This window comes from Ruegeria sp. AH3, assembly GCF_056536265.1.
The window spans coordinates 1,710,417-1,731,939 of record NZ_JBQFJL010000001.1; the positions used below are offsets into that span (position 1 = coordinate 1,710,417).

General features: G+C 59.1%; 23 protein-coding genes. 5 read left to right on the forward strand and 18 right to left on the reverse strand.

Translation table 11 applies throughout. The annotated features are described in order from the left end of the window. Positions 1 to 20 precede the first annotated feature (20 nt). The 14 genes from nuoE to ACR3EM_RS08685 form a co-directional block, all read right to left on the reverse strand. Positions 21 to 1,121: an NADH-quinone oxidoreductase subunit NuoE gene (nuoE, locus tag ACR3EM_RS08620; protein WP_480470306.1), complete on the reverse strand. Its 1,101-nt coding sequence runs from the start codon at positions 1,119 to 1,121 to the stop codon at positions 21 to 23. Further along, entirely contained in the window at positions 1,121 to 2,344 is a 1,224-nt protein-coding gene (locus tag ACR3EM_RS08625) for an NADH-quinone oxidoreductase subunit D (RefSeq protein ID WP_480470307.1), read from the reverse strand. The genes nuoE and ACR3EM_RS08625 overlap by 1 nt, the downstream gene beginning before the upstream one ends. Next, on the reverse strand, positions 2,344 to 2,469 hold the full coding sequence (locus ACR3EM_RS08630; protein ID WP_010442774.1) for a hypothetical protein: 126 nt from the start codon (positions 2,467 to 2,469) through the stop codon (positions 2,344 to 2,346). Before ACR3EM_RS08630 ends, ACR3EM_RS08625 begins: the two co-directional genes overlap by 1 nt. Further along, the gene (locus ACR3EM_RS08635; protein ID WP_170397057.1) at positions 2,469 to 2,642 is read right to left on the reverse strand and encodes a hypothetical protein; all 174 of its coding nucleotides are present in this window, start codon (positions 2,640 to 2,642) and stop codon (positions 2,469 to 2,471) included. The genes ACR3EM_RS08630 and ACR3EM_RS08635 overlap by 1 nt, the downstream gene beginning before the upstream one ends. A gap of 3 nt (positions 2,643 to 2,645) precedes the next feature. Continuing rightward, entirely contained in the window at positions 2,646 to 3,248 is a 603-nt protein-coding gene (locus ACR3EM_RS08640) for an NADH-quinone oxidoreductase subunit C (RefSeq protein ID WP_480470308.1), read from the reverse strand. 11 nt (positions 3,249 to 3,259) lie between these two features. After that, complete coding sequence (locus ACR3EM_RS08645; protein ID WP_010442777.1) at positions 3,260 to 3,793, reverse strand: NuoB/complex I 20 kDa subunit family protein; 534 nt, start codon at positions 3,791 to 3,793, stop codon at positions 3,260 to 3,262. Further along, positions 3,784 to 4,149 (reverse strand): NADH-quinone oxidoreductase subunit A, encoded by a 366-nt coding sequence (locus tag ACR3EM_RS08650; protein ID WP_170325678.1) that lies wholly within the window; start codon positions 4,147 to 4,149, stop codon positions 3,784 to 3,786. Before ACR3EM_RS08650 ends, ACR3EM_RS08645 begins: the two co-directional genes overlap by 10 nt. A gap of 176 nt (positions 4,150 to 4,325) precedes the next feature. Next, the gene (locus ACR3EM_RS08655; RefSeq protein ID WP_480470309.1) at positions 4,326 to 5,114 is read right to left on the reverse strand and encodes a crotonase/enoyl-CoA hydratase family protein; all 789 of its coding nucleotides are present in this window, start codon (positions 5,112 to 5,114) and stop codon (positions 4,326 to 4,328) included. A gap of 3 nt (positions 5,115 to 5,117) precedes the next feature. Continuing rightward, complete coding sequence (locus tag ACR3EM_RS08660) at positions 5,118 to 5,972, reverse strand: hydroxymethylglutaryl-CoA lyase (RefSeq protein ID WP_480470310.1); 855 nt, start codon at positions 5,970 to 5,972, stop codon at positions 5,118 to 5,120. An 81-nt stretch (positions 5,973 to 6,053) separates the two neighbouring features. Then, entirely contained in the window at positions 6,054 to 7,982 is a 1,929-nt protein-coding gene (locus tag ACR3EM_RS08665; protein WP_480470311.1) for an acetyl/propionyl/methylcrotonyl-CoA carboxylase subunit alpha, read from the reverse strand. 3 nt (positions 7,983 to 7,985) lie between these two features. After that, on the reverse strand, positions 7,986 to 8,411 hold the full coding sequence (locus tag ACR3EM_RS08670; RefSeq protein WP_480470312.1) for an ASCH domain-containing protein: 426 nt from the start codon (positions 8,409 to 8,411) through the stop codon (positions 7,986 to 7,988). A gap of 1 nt (position 8,412) precedes the next feature. Beyond that, a complete protein-coding gene (locus ACR3EM_RS08675; RefSeq protein WP_480470313.1) occupies positions 8,413 to 10,017 on the reverse strand; it encodes a carboxyl transferase domain-containing protein in 1,605 nt (534 codons plus the stop codon). Next, positions 10,014 to 10,475: a hypothetical protein gene (locus tag ACR3EM_RS08680; protein WP_480470314.1), complete on the reverse strand. Its 462-nt coding sequence runs from the start codon at positions 10,473 to 10,475 to the stop codon at positions 10,014 to 10,016. Before ACR3EM_RS08680 ends, ACR3EM_RS08675 begins: the two co-directional genes overlap by 4 nt. After that, the gene (locus ACR3EM_RS08685; protein ID WP_480470315.1) at positions 10,472 to 12,001 is read right to left on the reverse strand and encodes an AMP-binding protein; all 1,530 of its coding nucleotides are present in this window, start codon (positions 11,999 to 12,001) and stop codon (positions 10,472 to 10,474) included. The genes ACR3EM_RS08680 and ACR3EM_RS08685 overlap by 4 nt, the downstream gene beginning before the upstream one ends. Positions 12,002 to 12,137: 136 nt before the next feature. On the opposite strand from ACR3EM_RS08685, the gene ACR3EM_RS08690 reads away from it, so the two are divergent. After that, the gene (locus ACR3EM_RS08690; RefSeq protein WP_480470316.1) at positions 12,138 to 12,743 is read left to right on the forward strand and encodes an OmpW/AlkL family protein; all 606 of its coding nucleotides are present in this window, start codon (positions 12,138 to 12,140) and stop codon (positions 12,741 to 12,743) included. A 47-nt stretch (positions 12,744 to 12,790) separates the two neighbouring features. Here ACR3EM_RS08690 and ACR3EM_RS08695 read toward each other — a convergent pair whose 3' ends face one another. From ACR3EM_RS08695 to ACR3EM_RS08705, 3 genes are all read right to left on the reverse strand, one after another. Then, entirely contained in the window at positions 12,791 to 13,954 is a 1,164-nt protein-coding gene (locus ACR3EM_RS08695; RefSeq protein ID WP_480470317.1) for an isovaleryl-CoA dehydrogenase, read from the reverse strand. A 163-nt stretch (positions 13,955 to 14,117) separates the two neighbouring features. Beyond that, positions 14,118 to 15,308 carry a DegT/DnrJ/EryC1/StrS family aminotransferase gene (locus ACR3EM_RS08700; RefSeq protein ID WP_480470318.1) on the reverse strand — a complete coding sequence of 397 codons (1,191 nt, stop codon included), beginning with the start codon at positions 15,306 to 15,308 and terminating at the stop codon, positions 14,118 to 14,120. Between the two features lie 39 nt (positions 15,309 to 15,347). Beyond that, the gene (locus tag ACR3EM_RS08705) at positions 15,348 to 16,019 is read right to left on the reverse strand and encodes an HAD-IA family hydrolase (protein WP_480470319.1); all 672 of its coding nucleotides are present in this window, start codon (positions 16,017 to 16,019) and stop codon (positions 15,348 to 15,350) included. Positions 16,020 to 16,153: 134 nt separating this feature from the next. Here ACR3EM_RS08705 and glmU point away from each other — a divergent pair, with 134 nt between their 5' ends. From glmU to ACR3EM_RS08720, 3 genes are read left to right on the forward strand one after another with little or no spacing between them, the layout of a single operon-like run. Continuing rightward, a complete protein-coding gene (gene glmU, locus ACR3EM_RS08710; protein WP_480470320.1) occupies positions 16,154 to 17,506 on the forward strand; it encodes a bifunctional UDP-N-acetylglucosamine diphosphorylase/glucosamine-1-phosphate N-acetyltransferase GlmU in 1,353 nt (450 codons plus the stop codon). 3 nt (positions 17,507 to 17,509) lie between these two features. Next, a complete protein-coding gene (glmS, locus tag ACR3EM_RS08715) occupies positions 17,510 to 19,330 on the forward strand; it encodes a glutamine--fructose-6-phosphate transaminase (isomerizing) (RefSeq protein ID WP_480470321.1) in 1,821 nt (606 codons plus the stop codon). Beyond that, the gene (locus ACR3EM_RS08720) at positions 19,327 to 20,019 is read left to right on the forward strand and encodes a DNA alkylation repair protein (RefSeq protein WP_480470322.1); all 693 of its coding nucleotides are present in this window, start codon (positions 19,327 to 19,329) and stop codon (positions 20,017 to 20,019) included. The genes glmS and ACR3EM_RS08720 overlap by 4 nt, the downstream gene beginning before the upstream one ends. On the opposite strand, the gene ACR3EM_RS08725 is transcribed toward ACR3EM_RS08720, so the two are convergent. Next, positions 20,007 to 20,423: a hypothetical protein gene (locus ACR3EM_RS08725; RefSeq protein WP_480470323.1), complete on the reverse strand. Its 417-nt coding sequence runs from the start codon at positions 20,421 to 20,423 to the stop codon at positions 20,007 to 20,009. The two genes, ACR3EM_RS08720 and ACR3EM_RS08725, sit on opposite strands and share 13 nt — an antisense overlap. 92 nt (positions 20,424 to 20,515) lie before the next feature. Between ACR3EM_RS08725 and moaA the strand changes: the two genes are divergently transcribed. Beyond that, positions 20,516 to 21,523: a GTP 3',8-cyclase MoaA gene (gene moaA, locus ACR3EM_RS08730; RefSeq protein ID WP_480470324.1), complete on the forward strand. Its 1,008-nt coding sequence runs from the start codon at positions 20,516 to 20,518 to the stop codon at positions 21,521 to 21,523.

Genomic DNA, 21,523 nt, shown 5'->3' on the forward strand with positions numbered 1-21,523 from the left:
GCCCTAAAGGGGCACCTGTTCTAGTCGTCGTATGTGCCATCTTCCTTGGCACGTTTGGCAAATTCTGTCTCTTCACCCGCTGCCAGCTTGGCCGCTTGTTCGATCCAACCGTCGCGTTCGATCCGGCCTTTGAATTTCAGCCGAGCATCAACCCAGGCCACCTGCTCGGGCGTCCATTTAGCGATCTGATCGTAGTGGAAAAAGCCCAAGCCGTTCAGCGTTTCTTCCAGTTTCGGCCCAACGCCTTTCAGCATCTTCAGATCATCCGGCTTACCATCGCGCGCATCGGTCAGGGTCTCGGGCTGATCTTCCTTAGCCGCCTTCGCCTCGGCGGCCTGTTTCACCGCAGGTTTCGCCGGGGCCGGAGCCTTAGGCGGTTTCGGTGCAGCTTTGGTTGACGCCGCCTTGCCGTCTTTGCCCAGCCAAGGTGTCAGGATTGGTACCTCGGTGCCGTCGATGCGCTTGACCGTATCGCCCAGATCGGAAGCGAGTTGAACACTAGCGTTATACTGCGTTCTGCCACTGTCATAATTCGTCAGACTGGTCAGCCCTTTCAGGGGCTCAGCCGCATAGCGCCCGTTTTGCGGACCCGGGGTCGGTACTTTGCCAGCGACCAGATCATCGATGACCTTACCAAAACTCTCGGCAGTCAGGTCCTCGTAGTAATCCTTGCCGATCTGAGCCATAGGCGCATTGGTGCAGGATCCAAGGCATTCCACCTCTTCCCAACTCAGCTTGCCATCAGCAGAAAGTTGATGCGGCTTGGCGGCAATCTTTTCTTTGCAGACCGCAATCAGATCCTCGGCCCCACAGATCATGCAGGAGGTCGTCCCACAGACCTGAATATGCGCCACAGACCCAACCGGTTGTAGCTGGAACATGAAGTAGAACGAGGCCACCTCAAGCACGCGAATGTAAGCCATGCCCAGCATATCAGCCACAGATTCAATCGCCGGACGGCTCAGCCAGCCCTCCTGCTCCTGCGCGCGCCACAGCAGCGGGATCACCGCGCTGGCCTGACGGCCTTCGGGGTATTTGGTGAGCTGCGCTTCGGCCCATTGCTGGTTTGCAGCGGTGAAGGCGAAACTATCGGGTTGTTCGGGATGAAGACGGCGGAGCATTAGCGGTCAATCTCTCCAAATACGACGTCCATGGTGCCGATGATGGCGGCGACGTCGGCCAGTTGGTGCCCTCCGGCGACGTGGTCCATGGCTTGCAGGTGCAGGAAGCCCGGCGCGCGCAATTTGGCGCGGTAGGGTTTGTTGGTTCCGTCGGCGACCAGATAAACGCCGAACTCGCCCTTGGGGGCTTCGACGGCGGCGTAGACCTCGCCTGCGGGGACGTGGAAGCCTTCGGTGTAGAGCTTGAAGTGATGGATCAGGCTTTCCATCGAGGTCTTCATGTCCGAGCGTTTCGGCGGGGTGATCTTGCCGCGCGCCAGAACGTCTCCGGGACATTCGCGGATTTTGGTGATGGCCTGACGGATGATCAGCAGCGACTGGCGCATCTCTTCCATGCGTACGAGGTAGCGATCATAGCAGTCGCCGTTTTTACCAACGGGGATCTGGAATTCGAACTCGTCATAGCATTCATAGGGCTGCGCGCGGCGCAAGTCCCATGCCAGGCCTGACCCACGCACCATGACGCCCGAGAAGCCGTATTTCTGAATGTCATCCTCGGTCACGACCCCGATATCGGCGTTACGCTGTTTGAAGATGCGGTTTTCGGTCAGCAGACCGTCGATGTCGTCCAGAACGGCGGGGAATTCGTGGCTCCACGCCTCGATATCGTCCAGCAGTTCCGGCGGCAGGTCCTGATGAACGCCACCGGGGCGGAAATAGGCGGCGTGCAGGCGGGCACCACAGGCACGCTCATAGAACACCATCAGCTTTTCGCGTTCCTCGAAACCCCACAAAGGAGGTGTCAGCGCGCCCACATCCATTGCCTGAGTCGTCACGTTCAGCAGATGGTTCAGAATGCGGCCAATCTCGGAATACAAAACGCGGATCAGAGAGCCCCGGCGCGGCACTTCCACTCCGGTCAGTTTTTCGATGGCCAGACACCAGGCATGTTCCTGGTTCATCGGCGCCACATAATCCAGACGGTCGAAATACGGCAGGTTCTGCAGATACGTCCGGCTTTCCATCAGCTTTTCGGTGCCACGGTGCAGCAGGCCGATATGCGGGTCGCAACGCTCGACGATCTCGCCGTCCAGTTCGAGTACCAAACGCAAAACCCCGTGCGCCGCAGGGTGTTGCGGGCCGAAGTTGATGTTGAAGTTGCGGATCTTCTGTTCTCCGCTCAGCGCATCCGTGCTGCCGTCATCATATCTTGAGCCGTCCATCAACGCCCTCGTTTCTTTTTCGCTTCGGCCCGAACCCGGACCTTTTCCGCTTCAGCCGCCTTGGCAGCGGCACCGGCCAGCAGAACACCCAGCGCCCCAAGCGCGATCAGTTCCCCAAGCCCCATCAACGGCGCTCCATCTCTTGTAGTTTCATGGCCATGATCCAGATCAGGATCAGCGTTCCGATCGGTATGACGCAGGCGACGACCCAGTATTTCTCGATCCCGAAATGCGGTAGCAGTTTCAGCATCGGGATAATCGTGGCAACCGTGACGGCAATCCAGATCAGGAACTCCATGACTTACGACTCCTGCTTCTCATCCCCCGGAAGAATGTAGTTCGCACCTTCCCACGGGGACATGAAATCGAATTGACGGTATTCCTGCACCAGCGAGACAGGCTCATAGACCACGCGCTTTTGCGCCTCGTCATAGCGAACCTCGGTATAGCCGGTGGTCGGAAAATCCTTGCGCAGCGGGTAACCCCTGAAGCCATAATCCGTAAGGATACGCCGCAGGTCCGGGTGGCCCGAGAACAGGATGCCGAACATATCGAACACCTCACGCTCGAACCAGTTGGCCGAAGGATGGATGTCGACAATTGAAGGCACCATGTCATCCTCGCGGATCGAGACCCGCAAGCGGATACGCTGATTCTGGTACATCGACAGGAAGTGATAGACCACGTCGAACCGTTTGGCGCGCTCGGGATAATCAACTCCGGTGATATCGACCAGAGACGAGAACTTGCAGTTCTGGTCGGATTTCAGAAATTCGACAAATTCCACCAGATTCGACGGGGCAACATCCACGTTCAACTCGTCATAGGTCACGTCCCAGGACAGAACGCAATCTGCCCGCTTCAGTTCCAACTGCGCGCCGAGTTCCTTGAGTGCTTCGCTCATCTGCCCTCTCCTCAGCGTACGATGGTGCCGGTGCGGCGGATTTTGCGTTGCAGCTGCATCAGACCATAAAGCAGCGCCTCAGCGGTTGGAGGGCAGCCGGGTACGTATATGTCGACGGGCACAACGCGGTCGCACCCACGCACAACAGAATAGGAATAGTGGTAGTAGCCACCGCCATTGGCGCAGGACCCCATCGAGATCACATAGCGCGGCTCGGGCATCTGATCGTAGACCTTGCGCAGCGCAGGGGCCATCTTGTTGGTCAGGGTTCCGGCCACGATCATCACGTCCGACTGACGTGGGGAGGCGCGCGGCGCGATGCCAAACCGTTCCGCATCGTAACGCGGCATCGAAGTGTGCATCATCTCAACCGCGCAGCAGGCCAAACCAAAGGTCATCCAGTGCAATGACCCTGTCCGGGCCCAATTGATGATGTCCTCGGTCGAGGTCAGCAGGAACCCTTTGTCCTGCAACTCAGCATTCAGGGCCTGGGTGGCGACTTCCTTGTCGACGCCTGCGGTGTTTGCACCCGTCATCACTCCCATTCCAGGGCCCCCTTCTTCCATTCATAGGCAAAGCCGATGGTCAGCACCGCCAGGAACACCATCATCGACCAGAACCCAACATCGCTGATGTCCTTGAAGCCAACGGCCCAGGGAAACAGGAAGGCGATTTCCAGATCGAAGATGATGAAAAGAATCGAGACCAGATAGAATCGGACATCGAATTTCATCCGCGCATCGTCGAAGGCGTTGAAGCCACATTCATATGCGCTGACCTTTTCGGGGTCTGGATTGCGGACAGCCAGGACCACAGCAGCCAGAATCAGCACGATTCCAAGGCCCACGGCAACGGCCAGAAACACCAGAATCGGGAGGTACTCCCGCAGCAGGTCTTCCACGTATAGCTCCTTTCCTGCGCATGTCCCGGAAGGGTGCGCCGTCAATTGGCGATTTGACTGGACATTCTCTATCCCTGTGGGGTCAGAGGGTCAACCGAACAGAAACGCGCAGGCAGGCAATATTACCATTCCTCAACCGGCTATGGCTACGAAGGCTCTTCGATCCGCCTGACCGGTTAAACCTGTCTATTCCATACAGGTTTTCGCTTGTCGAAGAAGGCCGCGATTCCCTCTTTTGCTTCGTCGGTTTCCCAGCGCGCGACAAGCTGTTGAATGGTGTGATCAATCACAGCATCGTCAATGCGCGGCCCAAGCGACTGGATCATCTGCTTGGCCGAAGCGACTGCGCCCGGCGCGCAGGACAAATAAGGTTGGATTTCCGCCTCAACCGCGTCTGTTAGCGAGTCGGCGGGCACGGCGCGGGCCAGCAGGCCCAGTTCCACTGCTTCTGCGGCGTCGAACAGGCGAGCGGACATAAAGACACGCCGCGCCCGCGCTTCTCCCATGCGGGCAATGACATAGGGGCCGATCGTGGCTGGGATCAGGCCCAGACGGGTCTCGGTCAAACCCATCTTCAGGCCGTCCACTCCAATTGCCACATCACAGACCGAGGCCATCCCCACGCCGCCACCAAACGCATTACCCTGCAACGCGCCGATCAGGGGTTTGGGCAGCGTGTTCAGGGCGTTCAGCATCTCGGCCAGCTTGCGCGCCTCAACAAAGCGCGTCTCGGGATCGGCCGCCATTTGTGCCTGCATCCAGCCAAGATCACCGCCGGCGCAAAAGCTCTTGCCCGATGCGGCCAGAACGACCACCCGCACCGAGTCATCACTGGCCAATTGCCCGGTGGCCTGTGTCAGTTCTGCAATCATCTGCGCCGACAACGCGTTATGCTTCTCCGGACGATCCAGCGTCAGAGTGGCCACGCCGCGTTCGTCTGTTTTCAGAGTTATAGTCTCGAACATATCTTATTCCGTCCGCATTGCCCGCGCCATGTCCGCCGCCTGTTCCAGAACAGACGCATCCAGACCCGTCTCATATCCCAGCCGTTCCAGATGCGCAGCCACCGCTTCGGTCGCGACATTGCCTGCCGCTCCGGGCGCGTAGGGGCACCCCCCCAACCCGCCCACGGCGGCGTCAAACACCCGCACGCCCAGCGCCAGCGAGGCGTCGATATTATCAATCGCACGCCCGTTGGTGTCGTGGAAATGACCCGCAAGCCGAGTCACCGGCACCCGTTCACGAACTGCCAGCAACATATGCGCGATCTTGTCCGGGGTTCCCTGTCCAATCGTATCGCCCAGCGAAATCTCATAGCAGCCGTGGGCAAACAAGGCGTCTGCCACCTCGGCCACCTTCTCGGGAGGGGTTGGGCCGTCATACGGGCAATCGGTCACGCAAGAAACATACCCTCGAACCGGCAGATCGATGTGGCGCGCAGCCTCAAGGATCGGGACGAAGCGTTCGATGGACTCAGCAATGGTCGCATTGATGTTGGCTTTCGAGAACCCTTCGGACGCTGATGCAAACACCGCAATCTCATCTGCCTTGGCTGCCAAAGCATCCTCATATCCACGCATATTCGGCGTCAGCGCTGCATAGCGTACGCCCTCGGCCCGCGTGATCCCGGCCAGAACCGCACCGCTGCCTGCCATCTGTGGCACCCATTTCGGTGAGACAAAGCTTGCGACTTCAATCCGGTTAAACCCGGCGCGGCTGAGGCAATCGACCAAAGCCACCTTCTCGGCCACCGGGATCTCGCGCTTCTCGTTCTGAAGCCCATCCCTCGGCCCGACCTCGAATATCTCGACCCGTTCCTTCATCAGCGCGTCCCTCCCCGGCTTATTCTTGTTTCAAAGTAGGATATGACCCGACTGTGCCACGCAATGCACGGGCCGAACAGATCAATCCTCGGCCAAGCGAACCAGCGCCGCGCCGGCCTCGACCTGAGCACCCGCCTCGGCCAGCACCTCGGCCACCACCCCATCTCGAGCAGCCAACAGAGAATGCTCCATCTTCATGGCCTCCAGAATGGCCAGACGATCGCCTTCCTTCACCGCCTGCCCTGCGGAGGCAAAGACGGCCTTGACCAAACCGGGCATCGGCGCTTCGATTACATTTGTATCGCCCGCGGCACTTGCATCGCGGTCCAGAGGGTCAACAATCTCGAACACCTGCCCGTAATCGTCGAACACGGTGATCTGGGACCCGGCAATAGCGACCTTGGGCATGGGTGTCCCATCAAGGACCCAGCCGTTTCGGCGCTGCGCGATCAGCTGCGCGCCCTCGACCTGCCAAATCTGCCGGTCCTGACTTTCGACCTGCACATCCAGATCAACGACCTCTCCATTCCGCAACAACTGCACCGCTCGATGCAGTGCCCCCCACAGGGTAAAGCCCGTCTCTGGATCCGTCTCGACCAGACCAAGCGCCGTCATCGCGGCAGCTACTGTCGAAACGTTATTCGTGCCGGCTTCTTTCACCAGTTCATCAAGGTCTCTACCGATGAGACCCGTATCCACGTCACCAGATGCAAACCCACTGTGACGCGTCAGAGCACCAAGAAATGCAAGGTTGGTCACTGTCCCGGCAACCTCGGTCCGGCGCAGGACGCGATGCAGGCTTTCTAAAGCAACCGCGCGGGTCGGGCCATGCACCACGACCTTGGCAATCATCGGATCGTACCAAGGGCTGATCGTATCCCCGGCCCGCACGCCACTATCGGCGCGGCAGCCTTCCGGGAAGCGCAGATGGGTCAGAGTACCCGTCGCTGGCAGAAAGCCCTTAGGCACGTCCTCGGCATAAAGCCGTGCTTCAAAGGCATGACCATTGATCGATAGATCATTCTGCTGTTTCGGCAGGCTCTCCCCCGCCGCCACGCGCAACTGCCACTCGACCAGATCAATGCCGGTGATCGCCTCAGTCACCGGATGTTCCACCTGCAGGCGCGTGTTCATCTCCATGAACCAGAACCGATCAGGCCGCAGCCCGTCCGAGGCATCGACTATGAACTCAACCGTGCCCGCGCCCTTATAGCCAATCGCCTCAGCCGCACGCACGCCCGCCTGCCCCATCGCCTCGCGCATCTCAACGGTCATGCCGGGGGCCGGGGCCTCTTCGATCACCTTCTGATGCCGCCGTTGCAACGAACAATCGCGTTCAAACAAATGCACTGCATGACTGCCGTCGCCGAACACCTGCACTTCGATATGGCGGGGCTTGGCGACAAATTTCTCGACCAACACAGCATCATTACCGAACGCCGTCTTCGCCTCACCGCGCGCGCTGTCCAAAGCAGCCGAGAAATCCTCGGGCTTCTCGACCAGCCGCATCCCCTTGCCGCCGCCACCTGCAACGGCCTTGATCAGGACGGGATAACCAATGGTATCCGCCGCCCCGGCCAGATGTTCGGGGTCCTGATTGTCGCCATGATAACCGGGCACCACAGGTACCCCCGCTTCCTCCATCAGTACCTTGGCCGCATCCTTCAAGCCCATCTTGCGGATCGCTCCTGCCGATGGCCCGATGAAGGTCAGACCGGCTGCTTCAACAGCGTCCACAAAGTCAGGATTCTCGGACAGAAAGCCATAGCCCGGATGGATCGCCTGTGCCCCCGTATCGAGCGCCACCTGAATGAGCACATCGCCCTTCAGATAACTCTCAGCCGGGGCCGCACCGCCAATATGTACAGCCTCATCCGCCATCTGCACATGCTTGGCCGAAGCGTCCGCATCGGAATAAACAGCCACGCAGGATACGCCCATCTTCTGAGCAGTTTCCATCACACGACAAGCAATCTCGCCCCGGTTGGCAATCAGGATTTTGTTGAACATAGCTTACCCCTCAGCCGCCAGATCTTCGACAAGGCGGAACCGTTCGCACAGCAATTCCATCTCAGGATCGAACCCGCCATTGCGCTCAAAATACCGGCGGTGATCTTCGCGCCATCCCTCAAGCGTTTCGTTTTCACCCTCCGCCAATGCGAAATCTTCGGTCACATCGCAGTATCGACAGGTCGACACCTCGACCGTTTCGATCACCAAAGCCGGACGATCATCCCATTCCAATGCAATATCCCGTCGCCCAACGACCGGAGTGTCAGCGCTGCCCTCTGGGTAGTCGCGCAAAGCACCACAGGTTGCCGTTTTCCGACCTGAACGCACCAACGACAACAACTCTGCACTCAGCGTTGCGCTGTCTCCAAACTTGAAGGTTTGCGCGCCTGGATAGCGGACCATGACATCATTCAATGAAACGCTCATCTTACATCCTGAACACGCCGAAACGTGTCTCCTCGATAGGGGCGTTAAGCGCGGCGTTGAGTGACAGGGCCAGCACGTCGCGCGATTTACGGGGGTCGATAATGCCATCGTCCCAGAGACGGGCCGAGGCATAGAGCGGATGCGACTGCTCCTCGAACATATCCAGCGTCGGGCGTTTGAACTCGGCCTCTTCCTCGGCTGACCAAGTACCGCCCTGCCGCTCGATCCCGTCGCGTTTGACGGTGGCCAGAACGCCCGCCGCCTGCTCGCCGCCCATCACCGATATCCGAGAATTCGGCCAGGTCCACAGGAACCGCGGCTGATAGGCGCGACCTGCCATTCCGTAATTCCCGGCCCCGAATGAACCACCGACAAGCATCGTGATCTTGGGAACCGAGGTCGTCGCCACCGCCGTCACCATCTTGGCCCCATGCCGCGCGATACCTTCGTTTTCGTATTTGCGGCCGACCATAAAGCCGGTGATGTTTTGCAGGAATACCAGCGGTGTGCGACGCTGCGAGCACAGCTCAACAAAATGCGCGCCCTTCTGCGCGGCCTCGGAAAACAGCACGCCGTTGTTGGCGATGATTCCGACTGGACAGCCTTTGACATGGGCAAAGCCCGTGACAAGCGTCTCGCCAAAGCGCGGCTTGAATTCATCGAACCGAGAGCCATCAACCAGACGCGCAATCACTTCACGGATGTCATAGGGCGTGCGCAGATCGGCGGGGACGACGCCAAGGATTTCCTCGGGGTCATAGGCCGGGTCCTCGGGGCTGGCCCAATCCACCGTCTGTGGCTTGCGCAGGTTCAGCGACCCGACCGCACGGCGGGCCAAGGCCAGCGCGTGGGCGTCATCCTCGGCCAGATAATCCGCCACCCCGGACAGGCGGGTGTGGACGTCACCTCCGCCCAGATCCTCGGCGCTGACAACTTCTCCGGTTGCGGCCTTGACCAGAGGCGGGCCGGCCAGAAAGATCGTGCCTTGCTCTTTCACGATGATCGTCACATCCGACATCGCGGGTACATAGGCCCCGCCCGCCGTACAGGATCCCATCACCACGGCGATCTGAGGGATGCCCTTCGCGCTCATCCGCGCTTGATTGTAGAAGATGCGGCCAAAATGGTCGCGGTCGGGAAAAACCTCGTCCTGATTGGGCAGGTTCGCGCCGCCGCTATCGACCAGATAGATGCAAGGCAGATGGTTTTCCTCGGCAATCTCCTGCGCGCGGAGGTGTTTTTTGACGGTCATCGGGTAATACGTGCCGCCCTTCACGGTGGCGTCGTTACACACCACCATGACCTCACGCCCCTGTACCCGACCAATCCCGGCAATCACACCGGCAGAGGGCGCAGCATCGCCATACATCCCATGCGCCGCCGTCGCGCCGATTTCGAGGAACGGAGACCCCGGATCGAGCAGGTTCGCCACCCTACGCCGAGGCAGCATCTTGCCCCGAGATTCATGCCGCGCGCGGGATTTCTCACCGCCGCCCATGCGCGCTGCTTCGGCGGCGACGGAGATTTGTGACAGTGCCCCGAGATGGGAGGTGCGGTTGTTCTGGAACTCCGCAGAGGTTGTTATTGCCTTACTAGTGAGCTTCACTGGCTCTCCTCCCTCTGTTCTACCCAATTGGCCAAAGACACTGCTCCTAAATATCGTCCGAAGGACACTAGTGCAGCGCATTCCGTGTCAAAGCTTGGTGTTTCACAACGACTGGCAACGCTTGTTTCATTCAAAAGTTCCAATCGCTTTTCATAGAAGTGTTTTTGAGGAGACAGAGCATCCAGATTTTCTGGAAGCCCTTCCACAACTGCCTTGGACCGGTCTGAGAAATTTGTCGCCAAGTTGCTAAAGCAAGAATGACTGTCCATGGAGAACCGGCAATAGCCGAGGATCACCGCTATACACTCTTGCGTTTTTCCAGCCCGATCCAGTTTACCACCAGCGCTCGCCAGGCAACGTTCTGTCCAAGCATAGGGATTCTTTTCGTCGGCCAAGCTCTTGACTGGCGTTGCAATGCAGGCAACGACGAACAGAGCTGCGAAGTACAGGCTGTTCATCGTAGCGCCCCCTCATTAGCAGCCCGCGCCTTCAAGTCCTTGCGGATCACCTTCCCCGTCACTGTCATCGGCAGCTCCTCCAAAAACGCGACCTCACGCGGATAGGAATACTGCGCCAGACGGTCCTTGACCCAATCCTGCAACTCCTGCTCCGCAGCCTCGACGCCCGGCTTCAACACCACATACGCCTTCACGATCTCGGTTCGCAGCGGGTCAGGTTTGCCGACCACGCCCACTGTAGCCACAGCCGGGTGGGTCAGCAGACAATCCTCGATCTCGGCGGGGCCGATGCGGTAGCCCGACGAAGTAATCACGTCGTCATCGCGGCCCACGAAGCGCAGATAGTTGCCCTCCCACTTGCCGCGGTCTCCGGTGATCAGCCAGTCGTCGCGAAACTTTTCTGCGGTGGCCTCAGGCCGGTTCCAGTATTCCAGAAGCATCGAGGCCGAGCCGCGCCGGATGGCAACATCGCCTTCCTCAGTCGTCGGATTGCCGTTAGAGTCGATCACCGCCACATCATGCCCCGGCACCGGCTTGCCGATACAGCCGGGCTGCACCGGGAAGTCCTCGGCGCAAGAAGACACGACCATATTGCACTCGGTCTGGCCATAAAACTCGTTGATCGTCAGGCCAAACGCCCGCTGCCCCCAAGCCAGCATCTCGGCCCCCAAAGGCTCTCCGCCCGAGGCGACGGAGCGCAAGCCGGGGACGCTCTGATCCACAGCCTTCAGCATGCGCAGCGCGGTTGGGGGAAAGAACACATTGCGCACCCCGCCTCGTGCGATGACCTCGGCGCAGGCTTCGGGGGTGAATTTGTCCAAGCGTGCAGCTACCACAGGAACTCCTAGCGCAAGCCCTGGCATCAGCACGTCGAACAGCCCTCCGATCCAGGCCCAGTCAGCGGGTGTCCACAGACAATCACCGTCTCGCAGATGGTTGTGACTGATCGAGACGCCCGGCAGGTGGCCCGTTAGCACCCGGTGCCCGTGCAATGCGCCTTTGGGGCTGCCGGTGGTACCGGACGTATAGATCAGCACCGCCGGATCCTCGGGCCCGGTATCAGCGAAGAGAACTGCCTCGCCCTGTTGCCCAATCTGATCGGCCAGCAGCGGCTGTGCCAGATCGCCCAGCAACGCGGCACCTTCGGCGTCCGTCAGGACAAGCCGCACGCCTGCATCGCCGACACGAGAGGCCAAAGCATCGCGTTTGAACAGTGTGAACAGCGGCACCGAAATCGCGCCGATCTTCCAGATCGCAAGATGCGCTGCGGCGCACCAGGACGATTGGCTAAGCAGCACGCCCACCCGTTCGCCCGGTTGAACACGGTCTAGTAACACCCGTGCAATGCCATCGACCATCTCATGCAGATCGGCGACACGGATCGCGCGACTTTCGGATGCAGTCAGATCAAGGATGGCGACCTGGTCAGCGGGCTGGGACAAGCATTGGCGCGCCATGTTCAGCCGGTCGGGTAGCTCCCAGCTTTGATCAGAGCGCAGGCCCGGTATGATCTCAGTGGGACACATGCATATTTCTCTTTGTTTTGCAGCGATTTAGCGCCCCATCGGCCGACTCATAAATCACAGAAACTTGATGCAGATCAGAGTTCTGCGTCCGCGGAGTCATCACAACACGTGCATCAACAGAACCAAAGGCATGAATATGACAAAGAAACTCGCCGCTTTGACCCTTTCTACCGCACTTGTTGCGCTGGCTGCCCCGGCCTTCGCCCAATCCCAGGGCGACTGGACCGTTGGTGTCGGTGTCGGCTATCTGGACCCCAAGTCCAACAACGGCTCTCTGGCCGGATTTGACGCCGATGTCGACTCGGACACCCGCCCGATCTTCACTGTCGAGTATTTCATTCAGGACAACCTCGGGATCGAGCTGCTGGCCTCGACCCCCTACAAGCATGACGTCACCCTCGGCGGCAGCGTCGATGCGGGCAGCGTCAAACACCTGCCGCCCACCCTGTCGCTGAACTATCACTTCCCGACCAACAGCGCGTGGAAGCCTTATGTCGGCGCCGGTCTGAACTACACCATCTTCTTCGAAGAAGATTCGCCCTTGGGCGATCTGGACCTGGACAATTCCTTCGGCGTCTCGCTGCAGGCCGGTCTGGATTACATGGTCACCGAAAAAGGTGCCATTCGCCTGAACGTGCGCTGGTTCGACATCGACTCGGACGTCAAACTTGACGGAGCCGATATCGGCACCGCAGAAATTGATCCCTGGCTGATCGGCGTTTCCTACGTCCATCGCTTCTGATCCAATCGTAAAAAGCCCCGCGGCTCATTGAATCGCGGGGTTTTCCGTCACAGCATTTCGTTCATCATTTCGCGACCGATCAGCATCCGGCGGATTTCGCTGGTACCTGCGCCAATCTCCATCAGCTTTGCGTCGCGGAAAATCCGGCTGACCGGCGCATCCGACAGGAACCCGGCCCCACCCAGCGCCTGCACGGCCTGATGCGCCTGCACCATCGCCTGCTCCGAGGCATAAAGACAGCACGCCGCCGCATCCTGACGGGTCACATCCCCTCGGTCGCAAGCCTTGGCGACCTCGTAGACATAGGCGCGCGCCGAGTTCATTGCGGTATACATATCCGCAATCTTACCCTGCATCAGCTGGAATGATCCGATAGGCTTACCAAACTGCTTGCGTTCGGCCAGGTAAGGCATGACCTCATCCAGGCAAGCCGCCATTATGCCCGTACCAATCCCGGCCAGAACGACGCGCTCGTAATCAAGCCCGGACATCAGAACCGCGACACCTTTGCCTTCTTCGCCCAGCACGTTTTCAAACGGCACTTCGACATCTTCAAAGATCAGCTCTGCCGTATTCGACCCTCGCATCCCCAATTTGTCAAAATGGGGCGAGGTCGAGAATCCCTTCATCTCTTTCTCGATCAGAAAGGCGGTAATCCCCTTGGATCCTGCCTCCGGATCCGTCTTGGCATAAACAACCAGCGTGTCCGCATCCGGCCCGTTGGTGATCCAGTATTTGTTGCCATTCAGTCGGTAGTGATCGTTGCGCTTCTCGGCACGCAGCTTCATCGACACCACATCCGACCCGGCTGAGGACTCAGACATGGCAAGCGCCCCTACATGATCGCCCGAGATCAGACGCGGCAGATATTTCTGTTTCTGCTCGTCGTTCCCATTCAGCTTAATCTGATTCACGCAGAGGTTCGAATGCGCCCCATAAGACAGAGACACCGAGGCCGAGGCCCGCGCCACTTCTTCCACCGCGATGGTATGCGCCAGATAGGACATCCCCGCCCCGCCATACTCTTCGGGCACAGTGACGCCCAGCAGCCCAAGCTCTCCCATCTCTTTCCACAGCTCATTCGGAAAGGCGTTCGAGGCGTCAATCTCAGCCGCCATCGGCTTCACGCGTTCCTGCGCCCAGCGGTGGACCATCTCACGCAGGGCATTCACATCCTCACCCAGATCGAATTGCATAGTGGCCATAAACATGCGGGGCTCCTCTAGCAGCGTTAATGAACAAGTGTTCAATAAACAGATAGCAGCGATTCCACGTCCGGTCAACGACGCCGCGCGGATCAACGCAAAACGCCGCCCAGCAAGGGCGGCGTTTTCATAAAAAACCGAGCGTGCGCTGAAAGCGCGCTCCGCTGGATTACGATTGATAAACCGCGCCCACCTCGGCCCGAATGATCCGCGCGATCAGGCGACAATCCTCCAGCGAGAACGTCAACGGAACACGCATATCCATGATCCCGGCCAGAATCCTGTCGCTCTTGGGCATCGGCGCACTGTCCGCATACCGCCAGCTGTCATAGCGCGAGGTAAAGCCCGAAGGTTCTGCCCCGCCAAACCACTTCAATTCGACCCCGCGTGCGGCGCAGCGGCGGGTGACTTCGGCAATGCGCTCCGGAGTCCAATCCAACAACAGAAACTGGATAGACGAGCCGACATAAGTTTCCCCGGCAGGACGCTCGACAACCGTAAGACCCGGTGTTTCGCGCAACCCACGCTCGATCTCATCATACCGTTCGTTCCAGCGTGCAACCTGGCGATCCAGCACCCGCAATTGAGGACGCAGGATTGCAGCACGCAGATTGTCCATACGGCCCGAAACGTTGGGTGTGGTGTATTTGATCTGCTCAAACACCTCCGGACCAGGCACGGCCAGATGGCGCTCATAGAGCATATATGACCCGGACAACATGGTAGCTTTTGCAGCCAGCTCCGGGTCATCCGTAACCAACAATCCGCCCTCGCCCGAGTTCACATGCTTATAGGTCTGGCACGAATAACAGCCGATTGCCCCTTGTCGCCCGGAGAGCTGACCCTGCCAGGCCGCCCCCATCGTATGCGCGCAATCCTCGATCACAATCACCCCGGCCGCGTTACACATCTGCATCAACCGATCCATATCGCACAGATGCCCACGCATATGGCTGAGCATCAGCACCCTGGCCTGATCCAGCTTGGCCTCAAGATCATCGAGATCAATGGTCAGTGCCTCAGTCACGCCGACAAAAATTGGTTTCGCCCCGACCGACGCAATAGCCCCCGGCACAGGGGCCAGCGTAAACGCGTTTGTCAAAACCGGATCACCCGGCCCGATCCCCACGGCCCGCAACGCGGTGGCCAAAGCGTAACCGCCCGATGAGACGGCCAAACAATATTTCGCCCCCATCTGAGCGGCAAATTCCTGTTCCAGCAATGCCGTCTCGCTTAATTCATCAGGCGCGACGTTATAGCGATGCAAGCGCCCATGGCGCATCACGGCCAATGCGGCCTCGATCGCTTCATCGGGGATAGGTTCCTGTTGGGTGAAACTGCCAGTGAAAATCTCGGTCATGGATTGGTTCTGAGGCCGAAATGATCAAGGGTCAAGAGATCACGCCGCCGCTCCGATCAAATCGGAAACCAGTTTCGGCAAATCATCAAAATGATGCAGCAGCGCCTCGGGCTCCAGCGTGGCCATATCCTCCCCGGAAGGGCCAAAAGTGACCAGCACCGAGGGCACACCTGCAGCGCGTGCGGTATTTCGGTCCGTATCTGAATCGCCGATCAGAACGCAATGGTCCGGATGCCCCCCTGCGCGCCGTGCCGCTTCGCGCAGCGGCTCGGGATCGGGTTTGCGCACGGGCAGTGTGTCTGCCCCCACCAGCGAGGCGAATTTGTCCCGCACGCCCATTCGAGTCAGCAAGAGATCTGCGAGACCCTCGGGCTTGTTGGTGCAGATACCTACGCCATACCCCGCTTGCGACAGACGCTCGACAGCATCCAAAGCACCAGGATAGAACCGGGTGTGCGTGTCAATCGCTTCAGCATAAGCTTCAAGCAAGACCGGATAGTAAGCCAGAACTGTATCGTCGGCATAGGCTCCGACGCGCCTGAGCCCATGCGTCAGCATCATCCGCCCGCCCCGCAGGGCGACCCCGGCATCCTGCTCGTGAACCAGCACATCCCCATGCCCCATCTGCCGGAAACAGTGGTTGGCCGCTGCTAGCAGATCACCGGAGGTATCCGCCAAAGTCCCGTCCAGATCGAAGATCACCGTACGCATGTTGCCTCCTGCCTCAGCGGTTTTTCGCCGCCCCATGTTGCAAACGGCAATCTTGTTTGATGGCTGAACCGCTTGCGCCTTTGACCTCAGCGGATAAAACGGGGCGCAACAAAACACAAAGAGAAAACGATTTCATGACCACCGCCCTTGTCATTCTTGCCGCCGGGAAAGGCACAAGAATGAACTCTGACATTCCCAAAGTCCTGCACCCGATTGCACAGGTACCGATGCTGATCCACGCCATGCGCGCCGGAGCCGTCCTGTCGCCCGAACACACCGTGATCGTCACGGGCCACGGGGCCGAGGCTGTCTCGAAGGTTGCGAAGGCCGAAGACGAGACTGCACAGATCGCTGTGCAGGAAGAACAGCTTGGAACCGCACATGCAGTGGCGCAGGCGCGCAATGCGTTGGACGGGTTCGAGGGTGATGCGGTCGTGTTGTTCGGTGATACGCCTTTTCTGCAACCCGAGACGCTGGAGCGGATGATCGCTGCGAGGGCTGAGAATGATCTGGTCATTCTCGGCTTTGAGGCTGCCGATCCCGCACGGTATGGTCGTTTGGTGATGCAGGGCGATACGCTAGAGCGGATCGTCGAGTTCAAGGACGCGACAGATGAAGAGCGCACCATAACCTTTTGTAACTCGGGTCTTATGGCGTGTGATGCGCCAACGCTGTTTTCGTTGATCGATGCGGTGGGCAACGATAATGCTTCAAGCGAATACTACCTGACCGACGTGGTAGAAATCGCGGGCGACCGCGGCTTGCGCGTGACCGCAATCGCCTGCGATGAGGCACAAACGCTGGGCGTGAACTCTCGTGCCGACCTGGCGGCGGCGGATGCAATCTTTCAGGTGCAGGCGCGGGCCGATCTGTTGGATCTTGGCGTCACGCTGATGGCCCCCGAGACCGTATATCTTGCCGCAGATACCGTCATCGGGCGCGATGCCGTGATTGAACCACATGTTGTCTTCGGCCCAGGTGTCACCGTCGAAAGCGGTGCCACGATCCGCGCGTTTTCGCATCTGGAGGGCTGCCACGTCAGCCGAGGTGCCACTGTTGGCCCATATGCGCGCTTGCGCCCGGGAACCGAGTTGGCCGAAAACACCCGCATCGGCAATTTCGTCGAGATCAAGAATGCCGAGATCGCCGAGGGCGCGAAGGTCAATCACCTCAGCTATATCGGCGATGCCACGGTCGGGGCGGCAACAAATATCGGGGCCGGTACGATCACCTGCAACTATGACGGCGTGATGAAACACAAAACCACGATTGGCGAGAATGTGTTCATCGGCTCAAACACGATGCTGATCGCTCCGGTGTCGCTGGGCGACGGAGCGATGACCGCAACGGGAACCGTGGTGACCAAGGATGTCGAACCGGACGCACTGGCCGTTGCGCGCGCCAAGCAGGAAAACAAGCCCGGCTATGCCCGTAAATTGTTTGATATGTTGAGGGCGAAGAAAGCGCGCCGCGACAAAGGAGCCTGATTTATGTGTGGAATTGTTGGTGTTCTGGGCAGTCACGAAGCAGCCCCCATTCTGGTCGAGGCGCTGAAACGGCTGGAATATCGCGGCTATGACAGCGCCGGGATTGCAACGGTCAATGATGGAACGCTTGGACGGCGCAGAGCTGTAGGTAAACTCGTCAATCTAAGCGACCTTTTGGTTCACGATCCCCTACCCGGCAAATCCGGCATCGGTCATACCCGCTGGGCTACGCATGGTGCGCCTTCGATCAGCAACGCGCATCCGCATCAGGCCGGACCTGTCGCTGTTGTGCATAATGGCATTGTCGAGAATTATCGCGAACTGCGCGCAGAATTGGCCGAACACAGCATCGGCTTTCAAACGGAAACCGACACGGAAACCGTCGCCTTGATGACCGAGCACTACATGTCACAAGGTTTGAACCCGGTTGACGCTGCTTACAAAACGATTGATCGGCTTGAGGGCGCATTTGCGCTCGCCTTCCTGTTCAACGGACAGGACGACCTGATTGTTGCTGCCCGAAAGGGATCGCCTTTGGCCATCGGGCATGGCGATGGTGAGATGTATGTGGGCTCGGACGCGATTGCCCTGGCGCCGCTGACTGATCGCATCACCTATCTGGAAGAAGGCGACCGGGCGGTGCTAACCCGCACATCGCTTGAAATCCGCAACGAAGCTGGTGAGATCGCCAATCGCGAGATGCGCCAAATCAAAGTGGATCAGTCGCGCGCTGACAAGGCCGGGCACAAGCACTATATGGCCAAGGAAATCGCCGAGCAGCCGGTTGTGGTAGCCGAGGCGATCCGGTCGTATCTGCCAACTGGCGGCGACCAGGTGGTTCTGCCCGAAGAATTGAACTTCACCAAGCTCGACCGCCTGACCATGGTGGCCTGTGGCACCGCTTTCTATGCCTGCCTGACCGCCAAGTACTGGTTCGAACAACTGGCCAAAATGCCCGTGGAGGTCGATATCGCCAGCGAGTTTCGGTATCGCGAACCTCCGATCACCGACCGCACATTGGCGCTGTTTGTCAGCCAGTCGGGTGAGACCGCAGATACGCTCGCCGCGTTGCGGTATTGCGAAGGCAAGGCAGACAAGATCGTTTCTGTCGTCAACGTTCCTGAAAGCTCGATTGCGCGGGAAAGCGATATTACTCTACCGATTCACGCCGGTGTCGAGATCGGCGTGGCCTCGACAAAGGCCTTTACCTGTCAGCTGAGCATTTTGCTGATGCTGGCGCTCAAAGCCGCGGCGGATCGTGGTACTCTGAGCGACGAAGAACTGGCAGACCACGCAGCGGCGCTGCGCGGGCTGCCTTCGGTTCTGAATACCGCACTGGACGAAAATAGCGCCATCCGCAAATCAGCCCAACGCCTGTCCGAGGCGCGTGATGTGTTGTTTCTGGGGCGTGGCCTGATGTATCCGCTCGCCATGGAAGGTGCGCTGAAATTGAAGGAAATCAGTTACATACACGCTGAAGGTTATGCGTCAGGTGAACTCAAGCATGGACCCATCGCCCTGATCGACAAACACATGCCGGTGGTGGTCATGGCCCCACGCGACACGGTGTTCGACAAAACCGTGTCCAACATGCAAGAGGTCATGGCACGCAAAGGCAAAGTCATTCTTGTGTCCGACGATGACGGTATCGCCGAAGCCGGAGATGAAGCCTGGAGCACGATCCGCATGCCGCATGTGCACCCGAGCCTCACGCCGATCCTCTATTCGGTTCCCGCGCAGTTGCTCGCTTATCATACTGCCGTCGCCAAGGGGACGGATGTGGATCAGCCGCGCAATCTGGCGAAATCCGTGACTGTCGAATGAGCGACGCTCTGCTAAAGACTCATCTGGATCAGATCAAAATCCATAGCGACCCAATGCGGGCGGCACAGGTGGCGGACTATCACAAGGCCGACCGCACCTATCTTGGCGTCGCTAACCCGATCCTGAATGATCTGACCAAAGGTTGGCGGCGCGAACTCGACGTGCCCGGACGGGTCGAGCTGGCATCGGCCCTTTGGCAAACCAACATACACGAGGCCCGCGTAGCCGCTGCAAAGCTGCTGACGCAAGCACGCATCCGCCCGGATGATGTCGTATGGGATCTGTTACAAAGCTGGCTACCCGATTTTGACGCATGGGCCATAGCGGACCATGCCTGCATGGCAATGCAAAAGCGGCTCGCTGCCGATCCTTCGCGGCTGGATCAAGTTGAAAACTGGACCCAGTCCGACCACATGTGGACCCGGCGCGCGGCGCTGGTCGCCACCTTGCCCTGGACCAAGCAAAACCACCCGAAGCCCGAGGAGCTGGCGTGCCGAGACCGCGTGCTGAGCTGGGCCGCGAGATATGTGCCTGACCGGGACTGGTTCATTCAGAAAGCCATAGCCTGGTGGCTGCGCGAGCTTTCCAAGCATGACCCCAAACGCGTGACAGATTTCCTCGATCAGCACGGCGCAGCGATGAAACCTTTCGCCCGCAAAGAGGCCGGGAAATACCTTCAGTCTGAATAAACGTCCAGCTCAACCAGCTCATCAAACGGGATCAGCAGGGCGCGCATCGCTTCAAGCGACAATCGTCCGCCGCCCCCCTCAGGCCCGGGCGCGGGTACAAGCGTCACATAGGCCTGCGCACCTGTCCGAGGCACAACAACGCGACCATTAATCTCGGTTTCAACCAAAGGTGTCTGCAGCCAGCGTCCCGGTGTGTTTGGGTCACCCAAACCTGCGATGGTACGTTTCGCACCAGCCCAGCCCGCATTGGCAACCACCTCGGTGGGTGCCGCTTCTACAGGTTCAGCAACGGCGGGTGCAGGCTCCGGCTCTGTCGGCGCACCTCCAAAAACCCGGTCGGTCGTGGACCGAACCGCATCACAGCCCGCGACAAGGCCACAAACCAATAGCAACGCATATCTCATGCTCAAACATCTAGAGCGCCGCACCGATCTGTGCCAGCCAAAAACACAAATCGCCCTTGCCGGTAGGCCACCCGCGCTTTACCTATACCAGCATGACTGCTCCGCTTATCGATCCGTTTGCCCGCGCCATCACTTATCTCCGCGTTTCTGTCACGGACCGCTGTGATTTTCGCTGTGTCTACTGCATGTCGGAAGACATGAAGTTCCTGCCCAAAAAAGACCTGCTGACGCTGGAAGAACTGGACCGCATGTGCACGACCTTCGTGAACCTCGGGGTGCAGAAACTGCGCATCACCGGGGGGGAACCGCTGGTGCGACGGAATATTATGTCTTTCTTAAAAAGCATGACGCGGCATCTGGACAGCGGTGCGTTGAAAGAACTGACACTGACCACCAATGGCTCACAACTGCACCGCTTTGCAGATGATCTTTATGCGGCCGGTGTACGTCGTGTGAACATCTCGCTCGATACGCTGGACGATGACAAGTTTGCCAAGGTCACCCGCTGGGGACGCTTGAAGCAAGTTTTGAACGGCATTGATGCCGCCCAAAAGGCCGGGCTACGGATCAAGATCAACGCGGTGGCGCTAAAAGGCTTCAACGAGCCTGAACTGCCCCGCATCACCGAATGGTGCGCCGAACGTGACATGGATCTGACCTGGATCGAAGTCATGCCCATGGGGGATATCGGCAACGAAGACCGGTTGGATCAATATTGGTCGCTTAAAGACGTGCGCAAGGAATATGAGAACCACTATTCGGTCACCGATCTGGCCGAACGCACTGGCGGCCCGGCCCGCTATGTCCGGCTTGAGGAAACGGGTCAGAAAATCGGCTTCATCACGCCGCTGAGCCATAATTTCTGCGAAAGCTGTAACCGCGTACGCCTGACCTGCACCGGCGAGTTGTATATGTGTCTCGGACAGGAAGATATGGCTGACTTGCGCGCGCCGCTACGCGACCACCCCGATACCGAGAAACCGCTCGAAGACGCGATCCGCGCGGCGATCAATCTCAAGCCCAAAGGCCATGATTTCGACTATTCCCGGCAAGCCGTCGATGGCCAGATGAGCCGCCACATGAGCCACACAGGCGGCTGA